This is a genomic window from Aureimonas endophytica, from assembly GCF_014642635.1.
In the GTDB taxonomy this organism is placed as follows: Bacteria; Pseudomonadota; Alphaproteobacteria; order Rhizobiales; family Rhizobiaceae; genus Plantimonas; species Plantimonas endophytica.
On the sequence record NZ_BMIQ01000002.1, the window covers coordinates 494,939 to 515,441 of the forward strand.

At 68.7% G+C, this 20,503-nt stretch carries 19 protein-coding genes; 9 read left to right on the forward strand and 10 right to left on the reverse strand.

Annotated elements, in window-relative coordinates; genetic code table 11:
- Window positions 1-36: 36 nt before the first annotated feature.
- The 10 genes from IEY14_RS08600 to IEY14_RS08640 all read right to left on the reverse strand — a co-directional run bounded on the left by IEY14_RS08600 (window position 37) and on the right by IEY14_RS08640 (window position 10,951).
- Window positions 37-1,143, reverse strand: a complete 1,107-nt coding sequence (locus IEY14_RS08600) for an autoinducer 2 ABC transporter substrate-binding protein (RefSeq protein WP_188907796.1) — start codon at window positions 1,141-1,143, stop codon at window positions 37-39.
- Between the two features lie 68 nt (window positions 1,144-1,211).
- Window positions 1,212-2,159: an ABC transporter permease gene (locus tag IEY14_RS08605; RefSeq protein WP_188907797.1), complete on the reverse strand. Its 948-nt coding sequence runs from the start codon at window positions 2,157-2,159 to the stop codon at window positions 1,212-1,214.
- A gap of 14 nt (window positions 2,160-2,173) precedes the next feature.
- Entirely contained in the window at window positions 2,174-3,127 is a 954-nt protein-coding gene (locus tag IEY14_RS08610) for an ABC transporter permease (RefSeq protein ID WP_188907798.1), read from the reverse strand.
- Window positions 3,124-4,635, reverse strand: coding sequence for a sugar ABC transporter ATP-binding protein (locus IEY14_RS08615; protein WP_188907799.1), 1,512 nt, complete (start codon window positions 4,633-4,635; stop codon window positions 3,124-3,126). Before IEY14_RS08615 ends, IEY14_RS08610 begins: the two co-directional genes overlap by 4 nt.
- On the reverse strand, window positions 4,625-4,864 hold the full coding sequence (locus IEY14_RS25750; protein WP_210318318.1) for a hypothetical protein: 240 nt from the start codon (window positions 4,862-4,864) through the stop codon (window positions 4,625-4,627). Before IEY14_RS25750 ends, IEY14_RS08615 begins: the two co-directional genes overlap by 11 nt.
- A 164-nt stretch (window positions 4,865-5,028) precedes the next feature.
- The gene (locus IEY14_RS08620) at window positions 5,029-6,177 is read right to left on the reverse strand and encodes a glycerol dehydrogenase (RefSeq protein WP_188907800.1); all 1,149 of its coding nucleotides are present in this window, start codon (window positions 6,175-6,177) and stop codon (window positions 5,029-5,031) included.
- A gap of 24 nt (window positions 6,178-6,201) precedes the next feature.
- On the reverse strand, window positions 6,202-6,999 hold the full coding sequence (locus IEY14_RS08625) for an SDR family NAD(P)-dependent oxidoreductase (protein WP_188907801.1): 798 nt from the start codon (window positions 6,997-6,999) through the stop codon (window positions 6,202-6,204).
- A 61-nt stretch (window positions 7,000-7,060) separates the two neighbouring features.
- A complete protein-coding gene (locus IEY14_RS08630; protein ID WP_188907802.1) occupies window positions 7,061-8,635 on the reverse strand; it encodes a GMC family oxidoreductase in 1,575 nt (524 codons plus the stop codon).
- A 57-nt stretch (window positions 8,636-8,692) separates the two neighbouring features.
- Window positions 8,693-10,237 carry a UxaA family hydrolase gene (locus IEY14_RS08635; protein ID WP_188907803.1) on the reverse strand — a complete coding sequence of 515 codons (1,545 nt, stop codon included), beginning with the start codon at window positions 10,235-10,237 and terminating at the stop codon, window positions 8,693-8,695.
- 3 nt (window positions 10,238-10,240) lie between these two features.
- Window positions 10,241-10,951, reverse strand: a complete 711-nt coding sequence (locus IEY14_RS08640; RefSeq protein WP_308422008.1) for a GntR family transcriptional regulator — start codon at window positions 10,949-10,951, stop codon at window positions 10,241-10,243.
- A 332-nt stretch (window positions 10,952-11,283) separates the two neighbouring features.
- Here IEY14_RS08640 and gbd point away from each other — a divergent pair, with 332 nt between their 5' ends.
- From gbd to IEY14_RS08685, 9 genes are all read left to right on the forward strand, one after another.
- Window positions 11,284-12,396: a 4-hydroxybutyrate dehydrogenase gene (gbd, locus tag IEY14_RS08645; RefSeq protein ID WP_188907805.1), complete on the forward strand. Its 1,113-nt coding sequence runs from the start codon at window positions 11,284-11,286 to the stop codon at window positions 12,394-12,396.
- 71 nt (window positions 12,397-12,467) lie between these two features.
- The gene (locus IEY14_RS08650; protein ID WP_188907806.1) at window positions 12,468-13,493 is read left to right on the forward strand and encodes a sugar ABC transporter substrate-binding protein; all 1,026 of its coding nucleotides are present in this window, start codon (window positions 12,468-12,470) and stop codon (window positions 13,491-13,493) included.
- Between the two features lie 70 nt (window positions 13,494-13,563).
- Window positions 13,564-15,072 (forward strand): sugar ABC transporter ATP-binding protein, encoded by a 1,509-nt coding sequence (locus IEY14_RS08655; protein ID WP_188907807.1) that lies wholly within the window; start codon window positions 13,564-13,566, stop codon window positions 15,070-15,072.
- The gene (locus IEY14_RS08660; protein WP_188907808.1) at window positions 15,069-16,067 is read left to right on the forward strand and encodes an ABC transporter permease; all 999 of its coding nucleotides are present in this window, start codon (window positions 15,069-15,071) and stop codon (window positions 16,065-16,067) included. Before IEY14_RS08655 ends, IEY14_RS08660 begins: the two co-directional genes overlap by 4 nt.
- Window positions 16,064-17,056, forward strand: a complete 993-nt coding sequence (locus IEY14_RS08665; protein ID WP_188907809.1) for an ABC transporter permease — start codon at window positions 16,064-16,066, stop codon at window positions 17,054-17,056. Before IEY14_RS08660 ends, IEY14_RS08665 begins: the two co-directional genes overlap by 4 nt.
- Before the next feature lie 76 nt (window positions 17,057-17,132).
- Complete coding sequence (locus tag IEY14_RS08670; protein WP_188908121.1) at window positions 17,133-18,101, forward strand: aldo/keto reductase; 969 nt, start codon at window positions 17,133-17,135, stop codon at window positions 18,099-18,101.
- Window positions 18,102-18,123: 22 nt separating this feature from the next.
- Entirely contained in the window at window positions 18,124-18,546 is a 423-nt protein-coding gene (locus tag IEY14_RS08675; RefSeq protein WP_188907810.1) for an RbsD/FucU family protein, read from the forward strand.
- 25 nt (window positions 18,547-18,571) lie between these two features.
- A complete protein-coding gene (locus tag IEY14_RS08680) occupies window positions 18,572-19,408 on the forward strand; it encodes an amidohydrolase family protein (RefSeq protein WP_244639393.1) in 837 nt (278 codons plus the stop codon).
- Window positions 19,409-19,635: 227 nt separating this feature from the next.
- On the forward strand, window positions 19,636-20,457 hold the full coding sequence (locus IEY14_RS08685) for a hypothetical protein (protein ID WP_188907811.1): 822 nt from the start codon (window positions 19,636-19,638) through the stop codon (window positions 20,455-20,457).
- Window positions 20,458-20,503 lie beyond the last annotated feature (46 nt).

Sequence of the window (20,503 nt, forward strand, 5' to 3'; positions counted from 1 at the left end):
GATCGCTCCCGCCGCGCGCCTGTCGGAGTTTCGATCTCAGAAGTCGAAATTGTTGATGTCGGTCTTGGTGAAGACCTTCGGCGCGCCGAGCAGGATCTGGCTCTGGTTGACGATCTGGAGATCGCCGAGGCGGCCGGCCTTGAACGTCGTGTCGCCCGGCTTCAGCGTGCCGTCGGCGACGGCGCGCATGGCGAGGCCCGCCGCGTAGCCGAGATCCACCGTCGACCAGAGCACGGTCGACTTGATGCAGTCGTTGTTGATGTAGGGCTTCATCGCGTTGGGCAGCGCGAGGCCGACGACCGAGACCTTGCCGCAGAGCTTGTTCTGCTGCACCGCCTCGGAGGCGGCCGGCGTCGCGACCGAGGTCATGCCGACGATGCCCTTCAGCTCGTCGCCATATTTGTTGATCAGCGTCTGCGCCTGGTTGAAGGAGAGGATGTTGTCCTCCTGCGCCTCGACCGTCTCCAGGAACTTCAGCTTCGGATGGCACTTCGCCGAATAGGCGGTCATCTCGGCGATCCAGCGCGCCTGGTTCGGCGTGGTGAAGGTCGAGGTGACGATGGCGAAGGAGCCTTCCTCGCCGATCTCGGAGGCGAGCTGGTCCATCAGCGCCTTGGCGACGCCGTTCGGCTGGGCCTGGTTGACGAACCACTGGCGCGCATCCGCCTCGGCATCGGCATCGTAGCCGACGACGTTGATGCCGGCTTCCAGCGCCCGCTTCAGCACCGGGGCGATCGCCACCGGGTCGTTGGCGGCGAAAAGGATGCCGTCGACGCCGGAGGTGATGTAATTGTCGATGAAGGTGATCTGCTCGTCGATATTGGCCTTGGTCGGACCGTCGGTGGTGACGGTCATGTTGCCCGTCTCCTTGGCCGCCGACTGGACGCCCTGGGCCGTCGAGTTGAAGTAACCGACGCCGACGAGCTTCGGAATGTCGACCACCTTCAGCGCCTTGCCCTTGCGGTCGGGCGCGCCGGTCGGCGTGCCGCCATTGTAGTCGCCGGGCGGCACGGGCGTGACGCTGGCATCGCAGGCGAGCGGGCTCGTCGCCTGGTCGTCGCCGCCGGTCCAGGTCGTCTGGGCGAAGGCGGCCGGGCTGGCGAGCAGGCTGCCCGACAGAAGCAGGGCGGAAAGGATACGCATGGGTGGAACTCCTCCGTGGATGGTGTTGGATTGCCGCCGTCCGGCCTCCCGCCGGACCGGGGTCTCGCTCAGTCGTCGGTGAAGCGGCTGAGGAAGTTGGAGACGAGGACGGCCGCGATCAGCACGACCCCGATGATGACGATGGTGCCGTCGCCCTTGACGCCGGAGAGAGCGAGGCCGTTCTTCAGCACCTGGACGAGGCAGAGGCCGATCAGCGTGCCGATGACGAGGCCGCGCCCGCCGAAGATCGAGGTGCCGCCCAGCACCACGGCGGTGATCACGTCGAGCTCGATGCCGGAGCCCATGTCGGAGCGCGTCGTCGAGACGCGGCTGACGAAGACGATGGCCGCGAGCGCCGAGACAAAGCCCGAGGCGGCATAGATCATCAGCTTGGTGCGCGTCACGTCGAGGCCGGAAAAGGCGGCGCCCGCCTCATTGTTGCCGATGGCGTAGGTCGCCCGGCCGAAGGCCGTGTAGCGCAGGATGAAGAAGCCGACGAGCGCGACGAGGGCGAGGAGCCAGAGCTGGGTCGGGATGCCGAGAAGATTGCCCTGGCCGAGCACGAAGAACCAGGACGGATAGCCCCGGATCGACTGCGCCTGGCTGATGCCCTCGGCAAGGCCCCGGTAAAGGGCGAGCGTCGCCAGCGTCGCGATGAGCGGCGGCACGCGGAAGCGCGTGATGATGAGCCCGTTGACGAGGCCGGCCAGCGTGCCGACGACGAGGACGAGCACCATGGCCAGCGGCAGCGGCAGGCCGAGCGTCTTCCAGAACACGCCGACGAGGATGGCGCAGAGGCCGAGGATCGAGCCGACCGAGAGGTCGATGCCGCCGGTGATGATGACGAAGGTCATCACCACCGCGATCAGTCCGACCTCGGTCATCAGCCGCCCCTGGTTGAGGAGATTGGCGGCGGTGAAGAAGCGGTCGTTGTCGACGGCCAGCAGCGCGAGGGCGAGGACGAGGATCAGGCCGAGGATCGTCTCGTGCCGGAGGAGAAGCGAGCGGAGGGACATGGGAAAACGCTCCTTCAGCCGGACCGGCCGCGCCGCGCCATGTCGGCGAGGACCGTGACGAGGATCAGGATGCCCTGCACCGCGCGCAGCCAATAGGCGGAGACGTTGAGGAAGATCAGCGAGGAGCCGATGGCGGCGAAGAGGATGGCGGCGAGCGTCGAGCCGACGACCGTGCCGATGCCACCGAGGATCGAGACGCCGCCGACGACGGAGGCGGTGATGATGATGAGCTCCAGCCCGTTCGGCACGGTCGACTGGATGACCTGGAGCTGCGTCGCGAAGAGGATCGCGGCGATGCCGGCAATGAGGCCGTGGATGGCGAAAACCTTCACGATCGTCCGGCGATAGGGAATGCCGGCGGCTTCGGCCGCTTCCGGATTGCCCCCGACCGCGTAGATCGACCGGCCGAAGGCGGTCGTCCGCATCAGGAAGGCGGCGGCGATCGTCATCACCACCATGAACCAGACGGGGGCGGGGATGTCGAGGAGACGGAACTGCGCCAGCTGGTAGCCGGCCGGAAGCCCCGAGATCCAGGCGCCGCCGGTCAGCGTGATGAGGCCGCCGCGCAGGATCGAGAGCATCGCCAGCGTCGCGATGATCGAGGGCACCTTCAGATAGGCGATGAGGGCGCCGAGCGCCCCATTCACCAGGCCGCCGACCAGGACGGGCAGGAGCCAGGCCACCCAGATAGGATAGCCGTTCGTGACGAGAAGGCCCGAGACGGTGGCGAGCACGCCGATCAGCGCGCCGACCGAGACGTCGATATGGCCGGAGATGATCACCATCGACATGCCGATGGCGGCGACCGCGATATAGGCGTTGCCGACGAAGATCGAGGTGAGGTTGTTGGCCGCGAGGAAGCGCGGATTGAACCAGCCGACGGCCAGGAACAGGACGGTGATCGCCACGACGAGCAGGATCTCCTGCCCGGAATTCGACAGGCGGCGGGACAGAGCCGGCGCCTTCATGCCGCGTGCCCGCTCATCATGGCCGCGCCGATCCGGTCGGGCGTCGCCTCCGCGCGGGACAGGATGGCGGAGGGCCGTCCGCCGTTCATCACCAGCACCCGGTCGCTCATGCCGAGCACCTCGGGCAGCTCGGACGAGATCATCACGATCGCGATGCCGGTCCGTGCCAATTCGTTCATCAGCTTGTGGATCTCCGTCTTGGCGCCGACATCGACGCCGCGCGTCGGCTCGTCGAGAATGAGGATGCGCGGCTCGGTCGCCAGCCATTTGGCGATCACCACCTTCTGCTGGTTGCCGCCGGACAGCTGGGCGACGACCTGTCCCGGTCCCCGCGCGCGGATGGCGAAGCGCCGGATCGCCTCGGCCGCCAGCACCTTCTCGCGGCCGGTATCGACCACCGAGCGGCGGGTCAGCCGGTCGAGGATCGCCATGGAGACGTTCTCGCGGATGGTCTGCGGCCGCACCAGGCCGTGCTGGGCGCGGTCCTCCGGCACATAGGCGATGCGATGGGCGATCGCCTCGCGCACGCTGCCGACCTTCACCGGCTTGCCGTCGATGCGGATCTCGCCCTCGGTCGCGGGGGTGATGCCGAAGATGGTCTGGGCGAGTTCGGTGCGGCCGGAGCCGACGAGGCCGGCGATGCCGAGGATCTCGCCGGCCCGCACCGCGAAGGAGACGTTCCGCACCTTAGTGCCGTGAGACAGGTTCTCGACCTCCAGTACCGTCTCGCCGATCGGGATCTCCTCCTTCGGGAAGAGCTGGTCGATCTCGCGCCCGACCATCATGGAGATCAGCGAACCTTCGGTGACCTCGCCCGTCGGCTTCGTCGCGATGGTCTTGCCGTCGCGCAGCACCGTGACGCGGTCGGAGATCTCGAAGATCTCGTTCATGCGATGGCTGACATAGACGATGCCGACGCCGTCGGCCCGGAGCGAGCGCGTGACGTCGAGGAGGCGGCGGACATCGGCTTCCGCCAACGCCGCCGTCGGCTCGTCCATGATGATGACGCGCGCCTCGCGCGACAGGGCGCGGGCGATCTCGACGCGCTGGCGATTGGCGACGGAGAGGCGCCCGACCGATTCGTCGACATCGAGCTCGGGGCAGTCGAGCCGGTCGAGAATGGCGCGGGCGCGCTCGCGCATCGCCCCCCAGTCGATGAGGCCGCGGGCGTTCTTCGGCGCATGGCCGAGAAAGATGTTCTCGGCGACCGTCATCGCCGGAAAGAGCAGCAGTTCCTGATGCACCACGGCGATGCCGAGATCCTGCGCCTCGCGCGGGCCGGCGAGGCGCAGCGCCCGGCCGTCCACCTCCACCGTGCCGGCATTCGGCTGATGCGCGCCGGACATGAGGCGGATCATGGTCGACTTGCCGGCGCCGTTCTCGCCCATCAGGGCATGGACCTCGCCGGCGCGCAGATCGAAATCGACGCCGCGCAGCACCTGGACGGGGCCGAAGGCCTTCGAGACGTCCTTCAGCGCGAGAATGGGCGAGGAAGCGTCAGCGGCCAAGGAAGCCTCCGAAGGTTCGGATGGTCGCGCGCGTGCCGCGCGTTGCGGTTGCGCATTTCCTGCTGCCGCCGCGATGCCGGAGGCCGCTATCCGCGACGGGGCCGCTTCCCCGCTTCGCGCGGACGGCCGTGGCTTCGACGTCGCGCGCGCCGTTCGACGCGGTTGCCGGTGCCGGGCGCGATCGCTCGCCGGCGCTCCGGGCGAGCGCCGTCCCTTCGTGAAAACTCATCGTACCCTTCTCCCGAGGTGACGATCGAACCTGTCCGATTCGGGCAGAGCGCCGGAATCATCCCCCAATCCCGTCGCCACCATAGCCGGCGGCACTCCCGCCGCCAGCGCTAAGTTCCGGCCGCCTCTGTAAAATTCACAGCAGGGCAGCGTGAACGACCGCGATCACTCGGCCGCGTGCAACTGGAGGATGGGCAGGCTTCCGGCCGGCTTCCGGCGGCGCGCCTCGGCGAGCGCGCTGGCGGTCCAGATCGCGTCGGCGACCTTCTGCGCGGTCAGTTCGACCGGCACGGCATAGATGACGCTCGCGGGCGCCATCGCCGCCTCGCCGACCTTGGCCATGTCCTCGGCCGAGACCTCGCCGAGGCCGAGATCGCCGAGCGTCGTCGGCAGGCCGAGATCCTCGCAGAAGTCGAGCGCCTCGAAGAAATCGCTCGGCGGCCGGTTCTCGAGAACGAGGAGGCAGAGCACGCCGAAGGCGACCTTCTCGCCGTGGAAGAAGTGATGCGTCGGCTCCAGCACCGTCAGCGCGTCGTGGATGCCGTGGGCGCCGGACACGCCGCAATTCTCGAAGCCGAGGCCGGACAGGAGCGTGTTGGCCTCGATGATGTTCTCGACCGCTGGGATGAGCCGGCCGCCCTTGGCCGCCGCATGCGCGGCGCGCCCGTCCCGCATCAGGATCTCGTGACAGGCCTTGGCGATCTGGTAGCCGGCGACCGTCGCGCCATAGCCGTCGCCGATATAGTTGCGCGAGCGCGATTCGATGTTGGAGCGCGCCTCGTAGAAGGTGGAGAGCGCGTCGCCCATGCCGGCGACGAGGAAGCGCGCCGGAGCGCGGACGATGAGCGCGCTGTCGACCAGCACCACGTCCGGGTTGCGGCCGCAGCGCACGACGCGCTCGTAGACGCCCTCCGCCGAATAGATGACGCCGAGCGAGCTCGTCGGCGAATCGGTGGAGGCGATGGTCGGCACGGTGACGATGCGCGCGCCGATGGTGAAGGCGGTGATCTTCGCCGTGTCGAGCGCCTTGCCGCCGCCGATGCCGATGACGCTCGCGGCGCCGACCGCGCGGCCCTCCGCCACGCATCTTTCGACCTCGGCATCGGTCGATTCGCCGCCGAAGCGCAGGAAATGCGCCTTGACGCCGGCGGCGGAAAGGCTCGCCTCGATCTCCGGCCGCAGCGAAGTCCAGAAGAAGCCGTCGATGACGACGAGGGCCGTCGCGCCGAGCGGGGCGGCATAGCGGCCGAGATCGGCGACGACGCCGGGTCCCTGCACGTAGCGGAGCGGTCCGCCATAGGCTCGCTGGGTCATGTCCTTATCTCCTCCCTGCCTCGGTCAGCGCAGCGTCAGGCCGCCGTCGACCGTATGGATCTCGCCCGTGGTGAAGGAGGCCGCGTCGCTCGCCAGATAGACGACCGAGCCGGCCAGCTCGTCCACCGAGCCGATCCGGTTCATCACCGCGCCCTTCGCCCAATGGTTCTCGACGACGTCGGGATGCTCGCGCAGCACCTCCTCCGTCAGCTCGGTCATGATGTAGCCGGGGGCGAGCGCGTTGACGCGGATGCCGTGCTCGGCCCACTCGGTCGCGAGGCACTTGGTCAGCATGTGCAGCCCGGCCTTCGAGACATTGTAGGCGGCATGGCGGAAGGGCCAGTTGACGATCCGGCCGGACATCGAGCCGATATTGATGATCGAGCCCTTCTTCTGGCGAATCATCAGGCGGCCGAGCGCCTGGCTGACGAGAAAGACGCCGTCGAGATTGACGCTCATCGTCTGGCGCCAGGCGTCCAGCGGAAAGTCCTCGGCGGGACCCGGCAGCACGATGCCGGCATTGTTGACGAGGATGTCGCAGCGCCCCCAGCGGCTCTCGACCTCCGCCGCGAGGCGAGCCACGTCGGCCGGGTCGGACACGTCCGCCTGGATGGCGAAGCTGTCGCCGCCGCCGGCATTGAAGCCGGCGACGAGCTCCTCGGCGAGGCCGAGCGTCGAGCGCACGACGATCGCGACATCGGCCCCTTGCGCGGCGAGCGCCTCGGCCAGCGCCTTGCCGATGCCGCGCGATCCTCCGGTGACGACGGCCTTGCGGCCCGTCAGATCGAATAGGCGTGCGTAGTCGCGCTGCGGTGCAGCCATGGTCTGTCCTCCCCCTGGAATGCTTGCGATCTTCTTCGGCGTCAGGCGGCGTCAGGCGGCGTCAGGCGGCGACCGGCTGGCGCTCCGGCTGGACGGGCGGCGCGGCGGTGACGGTCTCGCCCAGTTCCTTCAGGATGTGCTCGCTCGTGCGCAGCGCCTGCGCCACGATGGTCAGCGACGGGTTGAAGCCGGTGGACGAGGGCAGGAAGGAGGCATCGACGACATAGAGATTGTCGACGTCCCAGACCTTGCAGTTCGGGTCGAGCACCGAGGTCTTCGGGTCCTTGCCGAAGCGCGCCGTGCCGCATTGATGCATCGAGACCTTGATGTCCATCTTCTGCGTGATGACGATCGGATAGCCGAGCGCCCGCATCTGCCGCGTCCAGACCGCGACGAGCTCCTGATGCGCCTTCAGATTGTTGGCGGTATAGGCGAGGCGGATCGTGCCGTCGCTGTCGACGGAGACGCGGTTGTTCGGGTCGGGCAGGTCTTCCGACATCAGCCACCAGTCGACCGAGCGCTCGGCGAAGAGCGCCATCAGCCGCTCCGGCGCCCATTTCAGATTGGCGGTCAGCATGCCGGACTGAAGCTTGCCGAGGCCTTGAATATTGCCGAGCGGGTAGGGGCGCTCGGCATTGGCGAGATAGTAGTCGTTGATCGCCATCGTCTTCTGGAAGACGACGCGGTTCTTGCGGAAGGGCGAGACCGCCATCATCGCCGTGTTGTTGTGCGCCATGTAGTTGCGGCCGAGCTGGTCGGACGTGTTGTTGCCGAGCCCGTTCGGATGCTTGTCGTTCTTGGAGCGCAGGAGCAGCGCCGAGGAATTGATGGCGCCGGCCGAGGAGACGAAGATCCGCGCCGAGACGGTGCGCACCTCGCCGCCATGCTCCAGCTCCACCGCGACGACGCGGCGGCCGGTCGGATCGGTGACGAGACGGCGCACGAAGCTCTCGGTGATCAGCGTCACGCCGCCCTTGGCGAGGGCCGGATTGACGAGGCGCACTTCCGCGTCGCCCTTCGCGCCGATCTTGCAGGCGAAGCCGTCGCAGGTGGCGCAGCGGGCGCAGGCGCCGCCGTCGTGATAGTCGATGGCGATCGGCAGCGGGAAGGGATGGAGGCCGCGCGCCCGGAGCTTCTTCTCGAAGGCGGCGATCTCCGGCTCGTGGCCGATGGCGGGATAGGGCATCGGGCCGGAGCGCGGCGGCTCGATCGGATCGAGGCCGGCCTCGCCATGCGTGCCCATCAGCCGTTCGGCGCGGGCGTAATAGGGCTCGAACTCGGCATAGGCGACGGGCCAGGCCGGGGCGACGCCGCCCTCGTGCCGCAGATCCTCGAAATCCTCCTTGCGGAAGCGCACGGTCGCCGCGCCGAAGAACTTCGAATTGCCGCCGACATAGTAGTAGGTGCTGGGGCTGAAGAGCTGGCCGTCGCGGTCGCGCCACTGTTCCTTGGTGGCGTATTTGCGCTTGTGGAAGACGGCGTCGACGCTCCAGTTGTCGGGCTCGCGCGGCAGGCGCGGGCCGCGCTCGATCATCAGGATCTCGCGGCCGGGCGCGGCGAGGCTGTTGGCGAGCGCGCCGCCGCCGACGCCGGCACCGATGATGACGATGTCGTAGCTGTCTTTGAGTTCAGTCATGTCATGTCCTCCCGCGAAGGTCCCGGCGCTCCTCGGCACCGGGCCTTCCGCTTTTCGTCACATCACGGCGCCGACCTGCCAGGGCACGAATTCGTTGTCGCCGTAGTCGAAGAGTTCGCTCGCCGTGCGCTGGCCGGAGGCCGTCGCCAGGATCGCCGCGAAGATGCGCTGCCCGACCTCCTCGATCGTCTCCTCGCCGGTGACGATCGTGCCGCAATTGACGTCCATGTCCTCGCGCATGCGCTCGTACATGGTCGTGTTGGTGGCGAGCTTCAGCGAGGGCGCGGGCTTGAAGCCCGAGACCGAGCCGCGCCCGGTGGTGAAGCAGATGAGGTTGCAGCCGCCCGCCACCTGGCCGGTCACCGCCACGGGGTCGTAGCCGGGCGTGTCCATGAAGACGAAGCCCTTGGCCTCGATCGGCTCGGCATATTCGTAGACGGCGTTGAGCCGCGACGCGCCGCCCTTGGCCACCGCGCCCAGCGACTTCTCCAGGATGGTGGTGAGGCCGCCCTGCTTGTTGCCGTGCGAGGGATTGTTGTTGAGCTCGGCCTCGCCGCGCGTCGCATAGTCGCGCCACCAGTCGATGCGCTGGAGGAGCTTTTCGGCGACCGCCGGCGTCGCCGCGCGGCGGGTGAGGAGATGCTCGGCGCCGTAGATCTCCGGCGTTTCGGCGAGGCAGGCCGTGCCGCCGTGCCGCACCAGGAGATCGGCGGCATAGCCGAGCGCCGGATTGGCGGAGATGCCGCTATAGCCGTCCGAGCCGCCGCATTCGAGCGCGAGCGTCAGGTGCTCGGCCGATTCGGAGGTGCGCTCCAGCCCGTTCAGCGCCGGCAGCATCTCGTCGATCGCCGCGATCGCCGCCGCGATGGTGGCGCGCGTGCCGCCCGTCGCCTGGATCGTCATGGTGCGGAACAGAGGCCCCTCGGACAGGCCCTGCCGCTTCAGCAGAAGCGGAATCTGGTTCGTCTCGCAGCCGAGCCCGATCATCAGCACCCCGCCGACATTGGGATGGGTGGCATAGCCGGCGAGCGTGCGCGCCAGATAGCGATAGCCCTCGCCCTCCGTGTTCATCGCGCAGCCGCCGCCATGGGTGACGGCGATGACCCCGTCGACATTCGGGAAGGCCTCGAGCCGGCCGGTGGCGGCGGCGTAATGGGCGGCGACGGCGCGCGAGACGGTCGCCGAGCAGTTCACCGAGGAGACGATGGCGAGGAAGTTGCGCGTGCCGACGCGCCCGCCCGGCCGGCGATAGCCCATGAACCGGGCGCGCTCGGCCTCCGGCACGTAGTCCGGCTCCTCCGCTCCGGCGCAGAACTCGTGCTTGAGGTCGAGCTCGGCCATGGCGAGATTGTGCGTATGGACATGCTCGCCCGGCTGGATGTCGCGGCTGGCGAAGCCGATCGTCTGGCCGTATTTCGTCACCGCCGTGCCCGCGGCGATCGGGACGAGCGCGACCTTATGGCCCTGGCCGATGCGGTCGCGCACCGCCAGGCCGTCGACGAGCGGCGTCGCCGCGGGGTCCACCGTGCGACGGGCGATCGCCACGTTGTCGGCCGGGTGGAGCCGGATCAGGGGCGAGATGTCCCGAGGAATATCCAGCATCGATCAGTCGTTCCTCCTGAAGAATTGCCCGTCCTCGTGCATCGCGCTCATCACCGCGAACGAAGCGTCGAGGTGGATCTTCATCGCGAGTTCGGCCTGGTCGGCATTCCTCCGCTCCAGCGCGCGGACGATGGCGGCGTGCTGCTCGGTGACTTCGGCCAGGTGGCCCGGAACGGGGGCGCTCAATTGGCGCATCCGATCGAGATGCGCCTTCATCAGGTTAATGAATTTCCAGATGCGAGGGAACCGGCTGATCTCGGCGATCGTCGCATGAAAGGCGTCGTCCACCTCGATATAGTCGGTGAGGGCGTCGCGCCGCAGGATGTCGCGCATCTCGGCGATGAGCGCGTCGAGGCGGCGGATCTCGGCCTCCGTGACGAAGCGCGTGGCGCGGCGGATGCTCTCGATCTCCAGCGCCCGGCGGATGACGAAGCCCTCCTCGGCCACCTCGTAGGAGATCTTCGAGACATAGGTTCCCGAATGCGGAAACACGTCGACGAGGTCCTCCTCGGCGAGGCGCTTCAGCGCCTCGCGCACCGGGGTGCGCGACACGCCATATTGCAGGCAGAGCTCCTTTTCCGAGATCGCCGCGCCCGGCACCATCGCCAGACGGACAATGGCCTGGCGCAGCAACCCATATATTTGTTCTGCCTTCTGTAGCGGCCGCTCACCGGTCATTTCCGGTGCCTCCTGGGCCGCGACGCCTTTTCGCATACGGTTTCCGCCGATTTCGAAGGGGAGTTGACATCGCCAGTTTGGTCTGGCTTCAATAACTCATATATCAGTTGGCGGCGCAAGCTGCAAATCGCGATCGAGCCGGAAGGTCCGCTGGAGGGCGGGCGGCGCGGTCGGATCGGCAGGACAAGCCGAAACCCGGAGGACGATTCCCCCATTCGCGGCGCCGCGCGCCGCCTGCCGTCCGGCGACCCGTGCCCCGGGGCGCGGGACGGCGTCTCATCCCGAGTCGTTCCGCCGCGGTCCGGCAACGGGCCGCGCACGGTCCTGCTCGTCCCGAAAGTCCCGAAAGCTCGAAAGTCCGGCCCGCGATGGCGCTCATCACCTATCTCACCCGCATCGAATTCGACGAAGGCGCGGTGGCCCGCCTGCCGCAGATCCTCGCCGATCTGAAGGTGGCGCGCCCGCTTCTCGTGACCGATCGCGGCCTCGTCGCCACCGGCCTCGTCGAGCGCGTCGCCGGCCTTTTCTCCGCCGCCCCGGCGCTCTTCGCCGACACGCCCGCCAATCCGACGGAGGAGGCGGTGCTCGCGGCCTTCGAGACCTATCGCGGCGGCGGTTGCGACGGCATCGTCGCGCTCGGCGGCGGCTCCTCGATCGACCTCGCCAAGGCCGTGCGGCTTCTCTCGGGCCACGAGGGACCGCTCGCGCAATATACGGCGGTCGAGGGCGGCGCGGCGAAGATCCACGGCCGGATCTCTCCGCTCGTCGCCGTGCCGACCACGGCCGGCACCGGCTCCGAGGTCGGCCGCGCGGCGGTGATCATCACCCGGGAAGGGCGCAAGCTCGGCATCGTCAGTCCCCATATGCTGCCCTCCGTCGCGCTCTGCGATCCCGAGCTGACGCTCGGCCTGCCGCCCGGCCTCACCGCCGCCACCGGCATGGATGCCCTGTCGCACTGTCTCGAAACCTACATGGCGCCCGCCGTGAACCCGCCCGCCGACGCGATCGCGCTCGACGGCCTGAAGCGCGGCCTCGGCGCGATCCGCACCGCCGTCTCGGAGGGCGCGAACCGGCAGGCGCGCTGGGAGATGATGATGTGCGCCCTGGAAGGGGCGATGGCCTTCCAGAAGGGGCTCGGCGCCGTCCACGCGCTCACCCATCCGCTCGGCGCGGTGCGCGAACTGAACCTCCATCACGGCACGCTCAACGCCGTCCTGATGCCGGCGGTGCTGCGCTTCAACCGTCCGGCGATCGGCGGCAAATGGGACGTCCTCGCGCAGATCCTCGGCGGCGAGCCCGACCGCGTCGTCGCCGATCTCTGCCGGGACATCGGCATGCCCTCCGGCCTTGCCGCCATGGGCGTGACGGAAGCGATGATGGAGAGCGTCGCCGGCGAGGCGTTGAAGGACCATTGCCACGCCACCAATCCCCGCCTCGCCAGCCGCGAGGACTACCTCGAACTCATGCGCCAGTCGCGCTGAGGCGCGCCGGCCCCATCGCGGACCGGTCGGGAGATCCGGTCCGCCCATCCGAACCCCCGGGAGGACATGACATGACCCAGAACGACGACACCACCATGGACGGCGCCGGCTTCGGCCTCAGCCGGCGCGGCTTCCTGAGCGGCGCGGCGGCGATGACCGTCGCGGCGGCGCTCGCCCGGCCGAACTTCGCCTTCGCCCAGGACGCGCAGTTCTGCGCCTCGCTCGGCTGGACGGTCTGGGAATCCGGCCGCCACATCGTCAGCGGCTATCAGGACGCGATCAAGCGCCTCGGCGGCACGCTGACGATCGCCGACGCCAATTACGACGTGAAGAAGCAGGCCGACCAGATCGCCGCCTTCGTCGCCTCGAAGCCGGCCGCGATCTTCATCACGCCCGCCGACGCCGCCGCCATCGCGCCGGCCGTCCAGGCCGCCGTCGCCTCCGGCGTCCCGATCTTCTGCGGCGATTCCTACGTGCCGAACACCACGGTCACCTCGACCGCCATGTCGAACAATTTCGGCCTCGGCGCCTATGGCGCGCAGTACATCGCCGATCGCCTGAAGGGGAAGGGCAAGGTCGCCCTCGTCTCGCTGCCCTCCAACGAGTCCTGGGACCAGCGCACGCTCGGCGCGAAGTCCGTCTTCGTGCGCTATCCGGACATCAAGGTCGTGTCCGAGATCGCCTTCGCCCTCGGCGGCACCACGACGCCGCGCCAGGTGGTGGACAACATCCTCACCGCCAATCCCGAGCTCGACGCCATCTGGTGCGCCTGGGACGGCGCCGCCTCGGAAGGCACGCTGGCGATCAAGGCGGCCGGCCGCGAGGTCTTCATCACCGGCATCGACGGCGGCCAGCAGTCCTTCGAATATATCCAGGCCGGCTCGCCCTTCGCGCTGACGCTCGCCCAGAGCTTCTACGAGATGGCCTATATGAACGCCTTCTACGCGCATGAGGTGATCGCCGGCCGCAAGGCGCCGCGCTTCGTCATCACGCCGTCCTATGCCGTGACGCAGCAGAGCCTCGCCGAGATCGACATCCCGGACACCTACGACCAGCCGGGCGAAGCCGCCAAGATCGGCTGGACGCGCGTCCTCTAAGGACCTCCGACCCGTCCTACGGCATGGCGGGGGCGATCCCCGCCATGTCCTTTCCCGCGAAGGAGGCCCCATGGCCAAGATCCTGCGGATGCAGGCCATCCGAAAGCGCTTCGGTCCCGTCCAGGCGCTGTCCGGCGTCGATTTCGATCTCGAGGCCGGCGAGATCCATGCGCTGCTCGGCATCAACGGCGCCGGCAAGTCGACGCTGATCAAGATCCTGTCGGGCGTCTATACCAAGGACGAGGGCACGATCGAGATCGGCGGCGCGCCGGTCGAGCTCGGCAGTCCGCGCGCCGCCATCGAGGCCGGCATCGCCACCGTCCAGCAGCATCCCGAACTCGTGCCGGACTGCACCGGCGTCGAGAACATCTTCCTCGGCCACGAGGGCGCCAAGCAGGGCCTCTTCGCCCGGCTCGACCGGGCGCGCATGCGCCGCGCCGCCGAGGCGCTCCTGAAGCGCTTTCCGATCGAGATCGACCTCGAGGCGCGCGTCGGCGAGATGCCGGCGGTCGATCGCGAGATCGTCGCCATCCTCCACGCGCTGCGCCACGAGGACATCAGGATCCTGATCCTCGACGAGCCGACCTCGACGCTCACCGAGCGCGAGAAGGCCTCGCTCTTCCAGATGATGCGGACGCTGCGCGCCGCCGGCATCGCCATCATCTACATCACCCATCGCCTGGAGGAGGTCTTCGAGATCGCCGACCGCTTCACCGTCTTCCGCGGCGGGCGCAATGTCGCGACCCTCACCTCGAAGGAGGCGGCGACGCGCAATGTCTCGATCCCCGAGCTGATGCTCGACGAGGCGGCGGTCGACCTCTTTCCGCCGCGTGACGGCCGGGCGGACGGCGAGGTTCTCCTCGAGGCGAAGGGCCTCGGGCGCCACGGCCTCTTCTCGGGCGTCGATCTCGAAGCCCGGCGCGGCGAGATCCTCGGCATCTTCGGTCTCGTCGGCTCGGGCGTCGACGAATTGTCGAAGGCCCTCTACGGCGCGCTGCGCGTCGATGCCGGCACGCTCAAGGTCAAGGGCCGCGAGGCGCGGTTTCGCGGCCCGCACGACGCGCTGAAGGCCGGCGTCTTCCTCGTGCCCGGCGATCGGCGCACGGAAGGCCTGACCATGACGGCGGACGTCACCTTCAACACGACGGTCGCCCATCTCGGCCGCGCCTCGGCCGGCGGCCTCCTGCGCTTCGCCGCCAATCGCCGCGCGACCGAAAAGCTCGCCCGCGACGTCGGTCTCCAGCCCTTCGAGCTCGACCGGCCGGTCAGCGGCTTTTCCGGCGGCAATCAGCAGAAGATCGTCATCGCCAAGGGCCTCTATCGCGAGGCTGACATCTACATCTTCGTCGAGCCGACGGTGGGCGTCGATATCGGCGCCCGGGCGAAGCTCTACGCGCTGATGCGCGACCTCGCCAAGCGGGCCGCCGTGATCGTCATGTCCTCCGACTGCGACGAGGTCCATGGCCTCGCCGACCGGGTGATGGCCCTCTACAAGGGCCGCCCGGTGGAGGTGGCCGATGTCCGGGCCTCGCGCGACCAGCTTCTCGCCGCCGGCATCATGGGAGCGCGCGCCGCATGAGTTCCGCCACGACCCGCCGGACGAATCCCTTCGTCCTCCGTCTTCTCGCCTTTCTCGGGCTGCTGGCGCTGCTCGCGGCGGTCTTCGCCAGCCTGACGCCCGTCTATCTCACCGGCAACAATATCGGGGCGCTGCTCCGCCACATGTCGGTGCAGGGGCTGGCGGCGCTCGGCCTCACCTTCGTCATCGTGGTGCGCCAGTTCGACCTGTCCTTTCCGGGCGTCGCCTCGCTCGGCGCGATGACGCTCGGCTGGCTGATCGCCGCCAAGTACGGGCTCGCCATGGGCATCGTCGGCGGCCTCGCCGTCGGCCTTCTCTGCGGCCTCGTCAACGGCATCGCCGTCGCATTTCTGCGCCTGCCGGACATCGTCGCCACCATCGCGACCGGCGGCGCGGCGGTCGGCCTCTCCTATTTCTATTCGAACGGCACCTCGCTCTCGAAGAACTTCTTCTCCTCCGGCATTCTCAACCTCAACGATTCGAAATGGTTCGGCATCGACGGGCCGGTGGTGATCCTCGCGCTGGCGGCGGCGCTCGCCGCGCTCGTGCTGCACGGCTCGCGCTTCGGCCGCGCCTTCTACGCGACGGGCGAGAACCGCGTCTCGGCGGTCTATTCCGGCATCCGCGTCCGGGCCTATGTGCTCGCCGCCTTCGCCATCTGCGGCGCCGCCTCCTGCCTCGCGATCACGCTACTCGTCGCCTCCTCGGGCGCGGCCAATGTCACGGCGGGCAACCAGCTCCTGATGCCGGCCTATGCCGCCGTCTATCTCGGCGCCGCGCTCTTCGGCGCGCCCTCGGTGCCGGCGACGCTGGCCGGCACGCTCCTGATGTCGGCGATGCTCAACGGCTTCACGCTGATGGCCGTGCCGTATTTCTATTCCGACGCCATCGTCTCCACCGTCCTCATCGTCGCGATCGCCGCCTTCGATCCGAAGGTCGGGGCGGCGCTCCGCCGGCTGCGGCCGGCGCGTCAATCGAAGGAGGCCCGCGCATGAGCGCCATGTCGCATCCGCTGCCGCGCGCCGGGCGCCCGCCCTTCGACCTCCTGCGGCTCCTCGTCCGCATCGGGCCGTTCCTGCTCCTCGCCGGGCTCGTCCTCGTCTTCGCGCTGGCGCGGCCGAGCTTCGTCAGCGCTGGCAACATCACCGACATGCTGCGCTCGGCCTCGATCTCGGCCATCATGTTTCTTGGCCTCACCTGGATCATCGCGGCGGGCGAGATCGATGTCAGCTTCATGTCGGTGGCGGCGCTCGGCACGATGATCGTCGCGGGCCTCGTCCAGGCGGGGGCGGGCTGGCCCGTCGCGGCGCTCGCCGCGCTCGCGGTCGGCGTCGCGATCGGCAGCCTCAACGGGCTGCTCGTCGCGGTGCTGCGCCTGCCGGCGCTCGTCATCACCATCGCCACCGGCGGGCTCGCCGGCTCGGTCGCGGCGGCGATCGGCAAGGGCACCTCGATCCCGCTCGCCTCCACCGATTTCGTCGGCGCGCTAGTGAAGGCCAATCTCGGCATCGTGCCGCTGATCGCGGTGCTCGTGGCGCTCCTCTACGGCGCCGCGCTCTTCCTTCAGGACCGCACGACCTTCGGCCATTACATCTATGCGATGGAGCAGAACCGCGCGGCCGTGGTGGAGGCGGGCGTGCCGGCCGAGCGGCTTCTCTTCCTCCTCTACGTGTTGTCGGGAAGCCTTTCGGCGGTCGCCGGCGTGCTTTTGGCAGGCGACCTTTCCTCCGGCCAGCCTTATATAGGCACGTCCTACTTCATCGACGGGCTGACGGCGGTGCTTCTGGGGGGAATGGCGTTGAAGATGGGCAAGCCCAATGTCGTCGGCACCCTGGTCGGCGTCATGCTTCTCGCCGTGCTTCTCTCCGGCGCCGCCCTGCTCGGATGGACGGATTCGCAGCGCCAGATCGTGCGCGCCGCGCTGCTCATCGCCGGCGTCGCGCTCGTCGTCTGGACCCGCCGCAAGACCCGAGCCCATCTCTGAACCCAGAGGAAGATTCGTGAAAGCCTCCGACAAGAAGCGCCTCAAGCGCGCCGATATCGAACTGACGCTCATCGGCATGGGCACCGCCCCGCTGGGCGGCCTCTACGCCCCCGTCGCCACCGCCGACGCCAAGGCCGCCATCGCGGCGGCCTGGGATGCCGGAATCCGCTATTTCGACATGGCCCCGATGTACGGCCTCGGCCGCTGCGAGCATCTGTCGGGCGAGTTCCTGCGGGAGCAGGACCCCGATGCCTTCCACATCTCCACCAAGGTCGGGCGGCTGATGACCTTCGAGCGGCCGGGCCGCACCCTGCCGCCGGAACCGCCGAAGAACGAGTTCGATTCCGGCTGGCACAACGGCCTGCCGTTCCGCGAGCTCTTCGACTATTCCTATGACGCGATCCTGCGCTCCTACGACGATTCGCGCCAGCGCACCGGCCTCGGACGCCTCGACATCCTCTTCGTCCACGATATCGGCCGCGTCACCCATGGCGCGCTGCACGACCATCATTGGGGCGCCCTCACCAAGGGCGGCGGCTTCCGCGCGCTGGAGGAGCTGAAGGCGTCCGGGCTGATCGCCGGCTTCGGCCTCGGCGTCAACGAATGGCAGGTGATCAGCGACGCGATGGAGGAGACCGATCTCGACTGCTGTCTCCTGGCCGGGCGCTACACGCTGCTCGACGGCGACGCGGCCGAGACCTTCCTGCCGAAGGCGCTGGCCCGCGACGTCGATCTCGTCATCGGCGGCGTGTTCAATTCGGGCATCCTCGCCTCCACCTCCGGCCGCCGCAAGTTCAACTATGTCGACGCGCCGGAGGCGATCGTCGCCAAGGTCGAGAAGCTGGAAGAGGTCTGCCGCCGCTTCGACGTGCCGCTGCCCGCCGCCGCGATCCAGTATCCGATGCGCCATCCGGCCTCGACCTGCGTGGTGATCGGCGCGAAGACCGCCGCCCAGGTGAACGGCAATGTCGCCTGGTTCGAGCAGGCGATCCCCGACGAACTCTGGCGGACGCTCGAGGCCGAAGGCCTCATCCCGCCGCTCTGAAAACCCTCAAGACGAGACGCCCATGCTGAAATCGATCCATCCGCTCCTCAACGGCCAGCTCCTGGCGCTGCTCGACGACATGGGCCATGGCAACGAGATCGTCATCGCCGACGCCAATTTCGGCGCGGCGAACGTGGCGAGGCGTCTCGTCGACCTGCCGGGCGCCAGCGCCACGGATCTCGTCGACGCCATCCTCTCGGTCCTTCCGCTCGACGATTTCGTCGCCGAGCCGATGGCCGTGATGGTGGCGCCGCCGGAAACGCGCCCGATCTACGACGCCTTCCAGGCGAGCGCCGACAGGGCGGAGGGCCGCGCGATCGGCATCGCCGAGATCGAGCCGGGCGATTTCGTCGCCCGCTCGCGCGAGGCCTATGCGGTGATCGCCAGCGGCGAGCGCCGGCTCTACGGCAACGTGATCCTGCGCAAGGGCGTGATCCGGCCATAAGGCCCGGACGCGGGGAGGGGACGCCATGATGATCGACGCCCATCAGCACTTCTGGAAGATTGCGCGCGGCGACTATGGCTGGATGGGCGAGCATGTCGCCCCGCTCCTGCGCGATTTCCTGCCGGACGATCTCCGCCCGCTGCTCGCCCGCTCGGGCATCGCCCGGACGATCCTCGTCCAGGCGGCGGAAACGGAGGCCGAGACGGAATTCCTCCTCGAACGCGCCGAGGCGACGGACTTCATCGCCGGCGTCGTCGGCTGGCTCGACATGGACGACGACGCCTTTCCGGACCGCTTGGCGCGGTTTCGCGAGAATCCCTGGTTCGTCGGCCTCCGGCCGATGCTCCAGGGCCTGCCGGAGGACGACTATATCCTGCGCCCGCGCGTGCTGAAGCATCTCGGCCTCGTGGCGGAGGCGGGGCTGCCCTTCGACATCCTCACCTTCACCCGCCACCTGCCGCATGTCCTGCGGGCGCTGGAGGCGGTGCCGGGGCTTCGCGCGGTGGTCGATCATCTCTCGAAGCCCGAGATCGCGGCGGGCGGGCTCGACCCCTGGCGCGAGCATGTCGCGGCGGTCGCGCGCTTCCCGAACGTCTCCTGCAAGATCTCCGGCATGGTGACGGAAGCCTCGGCAGACTGGGTGCTGGAGGATCTCCGCCCCTATGTCGACCATGTGGTCGAATGTTTCGGCGAGGACCGCCTGATGTTCGGCAGCGACTGGCCGGTGGCGACGCTCGCCGCCTCCTATGCCGAGGTCTGCAACGCCGCTCATGTCCTGCTCGGCCGGCATTTCGGTCCGGCCGGGATGGCGAAGGTCTTCGGCGGCAACGCGGCGCGCTTCTACGGGGTCGAAGGGCGCTAGCGCCGCCGCCCCGCCGCGCCGCCCGCCGCCGCACGGTATAAACCGCGTCGTTACGACCACTTGCCTCGCAATGCCGGGCTTGCCGGGAGGTCTTCGAAGACGGCGAAACACCGGAGGGGGCGTGGTCACTGACCATATGCCGAATACTATTTGAATCAATGTATACCGGTTTGTAAGACCTCAAGCACATTCTGACGCCGTTGTTCGAGGAACGGGGTTCGGCAGAAATGGTGCGGGGAAATATCGAGCTCGCCACCACCGAGGCGATTCAGGGCTGGATCTTCACGGAAGACGGCAAGGTGCGGAACCGGACCGTGCTCGCCTTCAAGGGTGATCTCTGCGTCGGCGCCGGCAAGGTCGATTCCTTCCGGCCGGATCTCGCCGATGCCGGCATGGGCGACGGCTATCTCGGCTTCTCCTTTCCGATCTCGGTCGCGCCCGGCGAGGCCGGCGCCGTGGTCGTCAAGCTGGAAGGCAGCGACGCGATCCTCCTTCAGCACGGCGCCTTCGTCACCACCGGCGCGACGCCGGTCGAGGGGCTCGACCGCGCCACGGTGCGCCGCCGTCTGGCGGAACTGAAATGGGCGCTGAAGCACGGCCGCATCGCCCAGGCCGATTTCGACTATCTGCGCATTCTCTGGTCGCTCGGCGTCTACGAGCGCGGTCTCGTGCGGCGCAATGCCGGCGAGGAGGCGATCGTCACCGACAAGCCGGCCGCGGCGGCGGCGGCGCTCCTCGAATCCTATGTCGAGATGGATACGGAGATCGAGGCGATCCGCGTCGAGAGCGCCGAGGCCTTTTCGGCCGAGCTCGCCGAGCTCGCCGTCGGCGAGGTGCCGGTGGCCGCCGTCCATGCCGGTCACCGTGCGGTGCTGCGCGTCCTCGAAGGCTCGCATGTCGCCGATGCCTCGGGGCGCGGCGCGCCCTTCGTGGACTATCCGCTGTCGGCCGCCAATCTCGTGATGCTCGACGCGCGCGCCACGGTGGAGCTCGTGCTGCCCGAAGGCGGCGCGGTGGACATCTTCGTCGCCCGGCCGGCCCAGTCCTGAGCCGATCCGCTTCGTTCAAGGGTTCCCGCCGCCCGGCCTGCCCGAA

Coding starts and splice junctions, on each gene's coding strand:
- gbd (WP_188907805.1), top strand. CDS start 11,284: ATGGCGCTCATCACCTATCTCACCCGCATCGAATTCGACGAAGGCGCG.
- IEY14_RS08680 (WP_244639393.1), top strand. CDS start 18,572: ATGATGATCGACGCCCATCAGCACTTCTGGAAGATTGCGCGCGGCGAC.
- IEY14_RS08650 (WP_188907806.1), top strand. CDS start 12,468: ATGACCCAGAACGACGACACCACCATGGACGGCGCCGGCTTCGGCCTC.
- IEY14_RS08625 (WP_188907801.1), bottom strand. CDS start 6,999: ATGGCTGCACCGCAGCGCGACTACGCACGCCTATTCGATCTGACGGGC.
- IEY14_RS08675 (WP_188907810.1), top strand. CDS start 18,124: ATGCTGAAATCGATCCATCCGCTCCTCAACGGCCAGCTCCTGGCGCTG.
- IEY14_RS08635 (WP_188907803.1), bottom strand. CDS start 10,237: ATGCTGGATATTCCTCGGGACATCTCGCCCCTGATCCGGCTCCACCCG.
- IEY14_RS08610 (WP_188907798.1), bottom strand. CDS start 3,127: ATGAAGGCGCCGGCTCTGTCCCGCCGCCTGTCGAATTCCGGGCAGGAG.
- IEY14_RS25750 (WP_210318318.1), bottom strand. CDS start 4,864: ATGAGTTTTCACGAAGGGACGGCGCTCGCCCGGAGCGCCGGCGAGCGA.
- IEY14_RS08640 (WP_308422008.1), bottom strand. CDS start 10,951: ATGCGAAAAGGCGTCGCGGCCCAGGAGGCACCGGAAATGACCGGTGAG.
- IEY14_RS08630 (WP_188907802.1), bottom strand. CDS start 8,635: ATGACTGAACTCAAAGACAGCTACGACATCGTCATCATCGGTGCCGGC.
- IEY14_RS08685 (WP_188907811.1), top strand. CDS start 19,636: ATGGTGCGGGGAAATATCGAGCTCGCCACCACCGAGGCGATTCAGGGC.
- IEY14_RS08665 (WP_188907809.1), top strand. CDS start 16,064: ATGAGCGCCATGTCGCATCCGCTGCCGCGCGCCGGGCGCCCGCCCTTC.
- IEY14_RS08660 (WP_188907808.1), top strand. CDS start 15,069: ATGAGTTCCGCCACGACCCGCCGGACGAATCCCTTCGTCCTCCGTCTT.
- IEY14_RS08620 (WP_188907800.1), bottom strand. CDS start 6,177: ATGACCCAGCGAGCCTATGGCGGACCGCTCCGCTACGTGCAGGGACCC.
- IEY14_RS08655 (WP_188907807.1), top strand. CDS start 13,564: ATGGCCAAGATCCTGCGGATGCAGGCCATCCGAAAGCGCTTCGGTCCC.
- IEY14_RS08605 (WP_188907797.1), bottom strand. CDS start 2,159: ATGTCCCTCCGCTCGCTTCTCCTCCGGCACGAGACGATCCTCGGCCTG.
- IEY14_RS08600 (WP_188907796.1), bottom strand. CDS start 1,143: ATGCGTATCCTTTCCGCCCTGCTTCTGTCGGGCAGCCTGCTCGCCAGC.
- IEY14_RS08670 (WP_188908121.1), top strand. CDS start 17,133: ATGGGCACCGCCCCGCTGGGCGGCCTCTACGCCCCCGTCGCCACCGCC.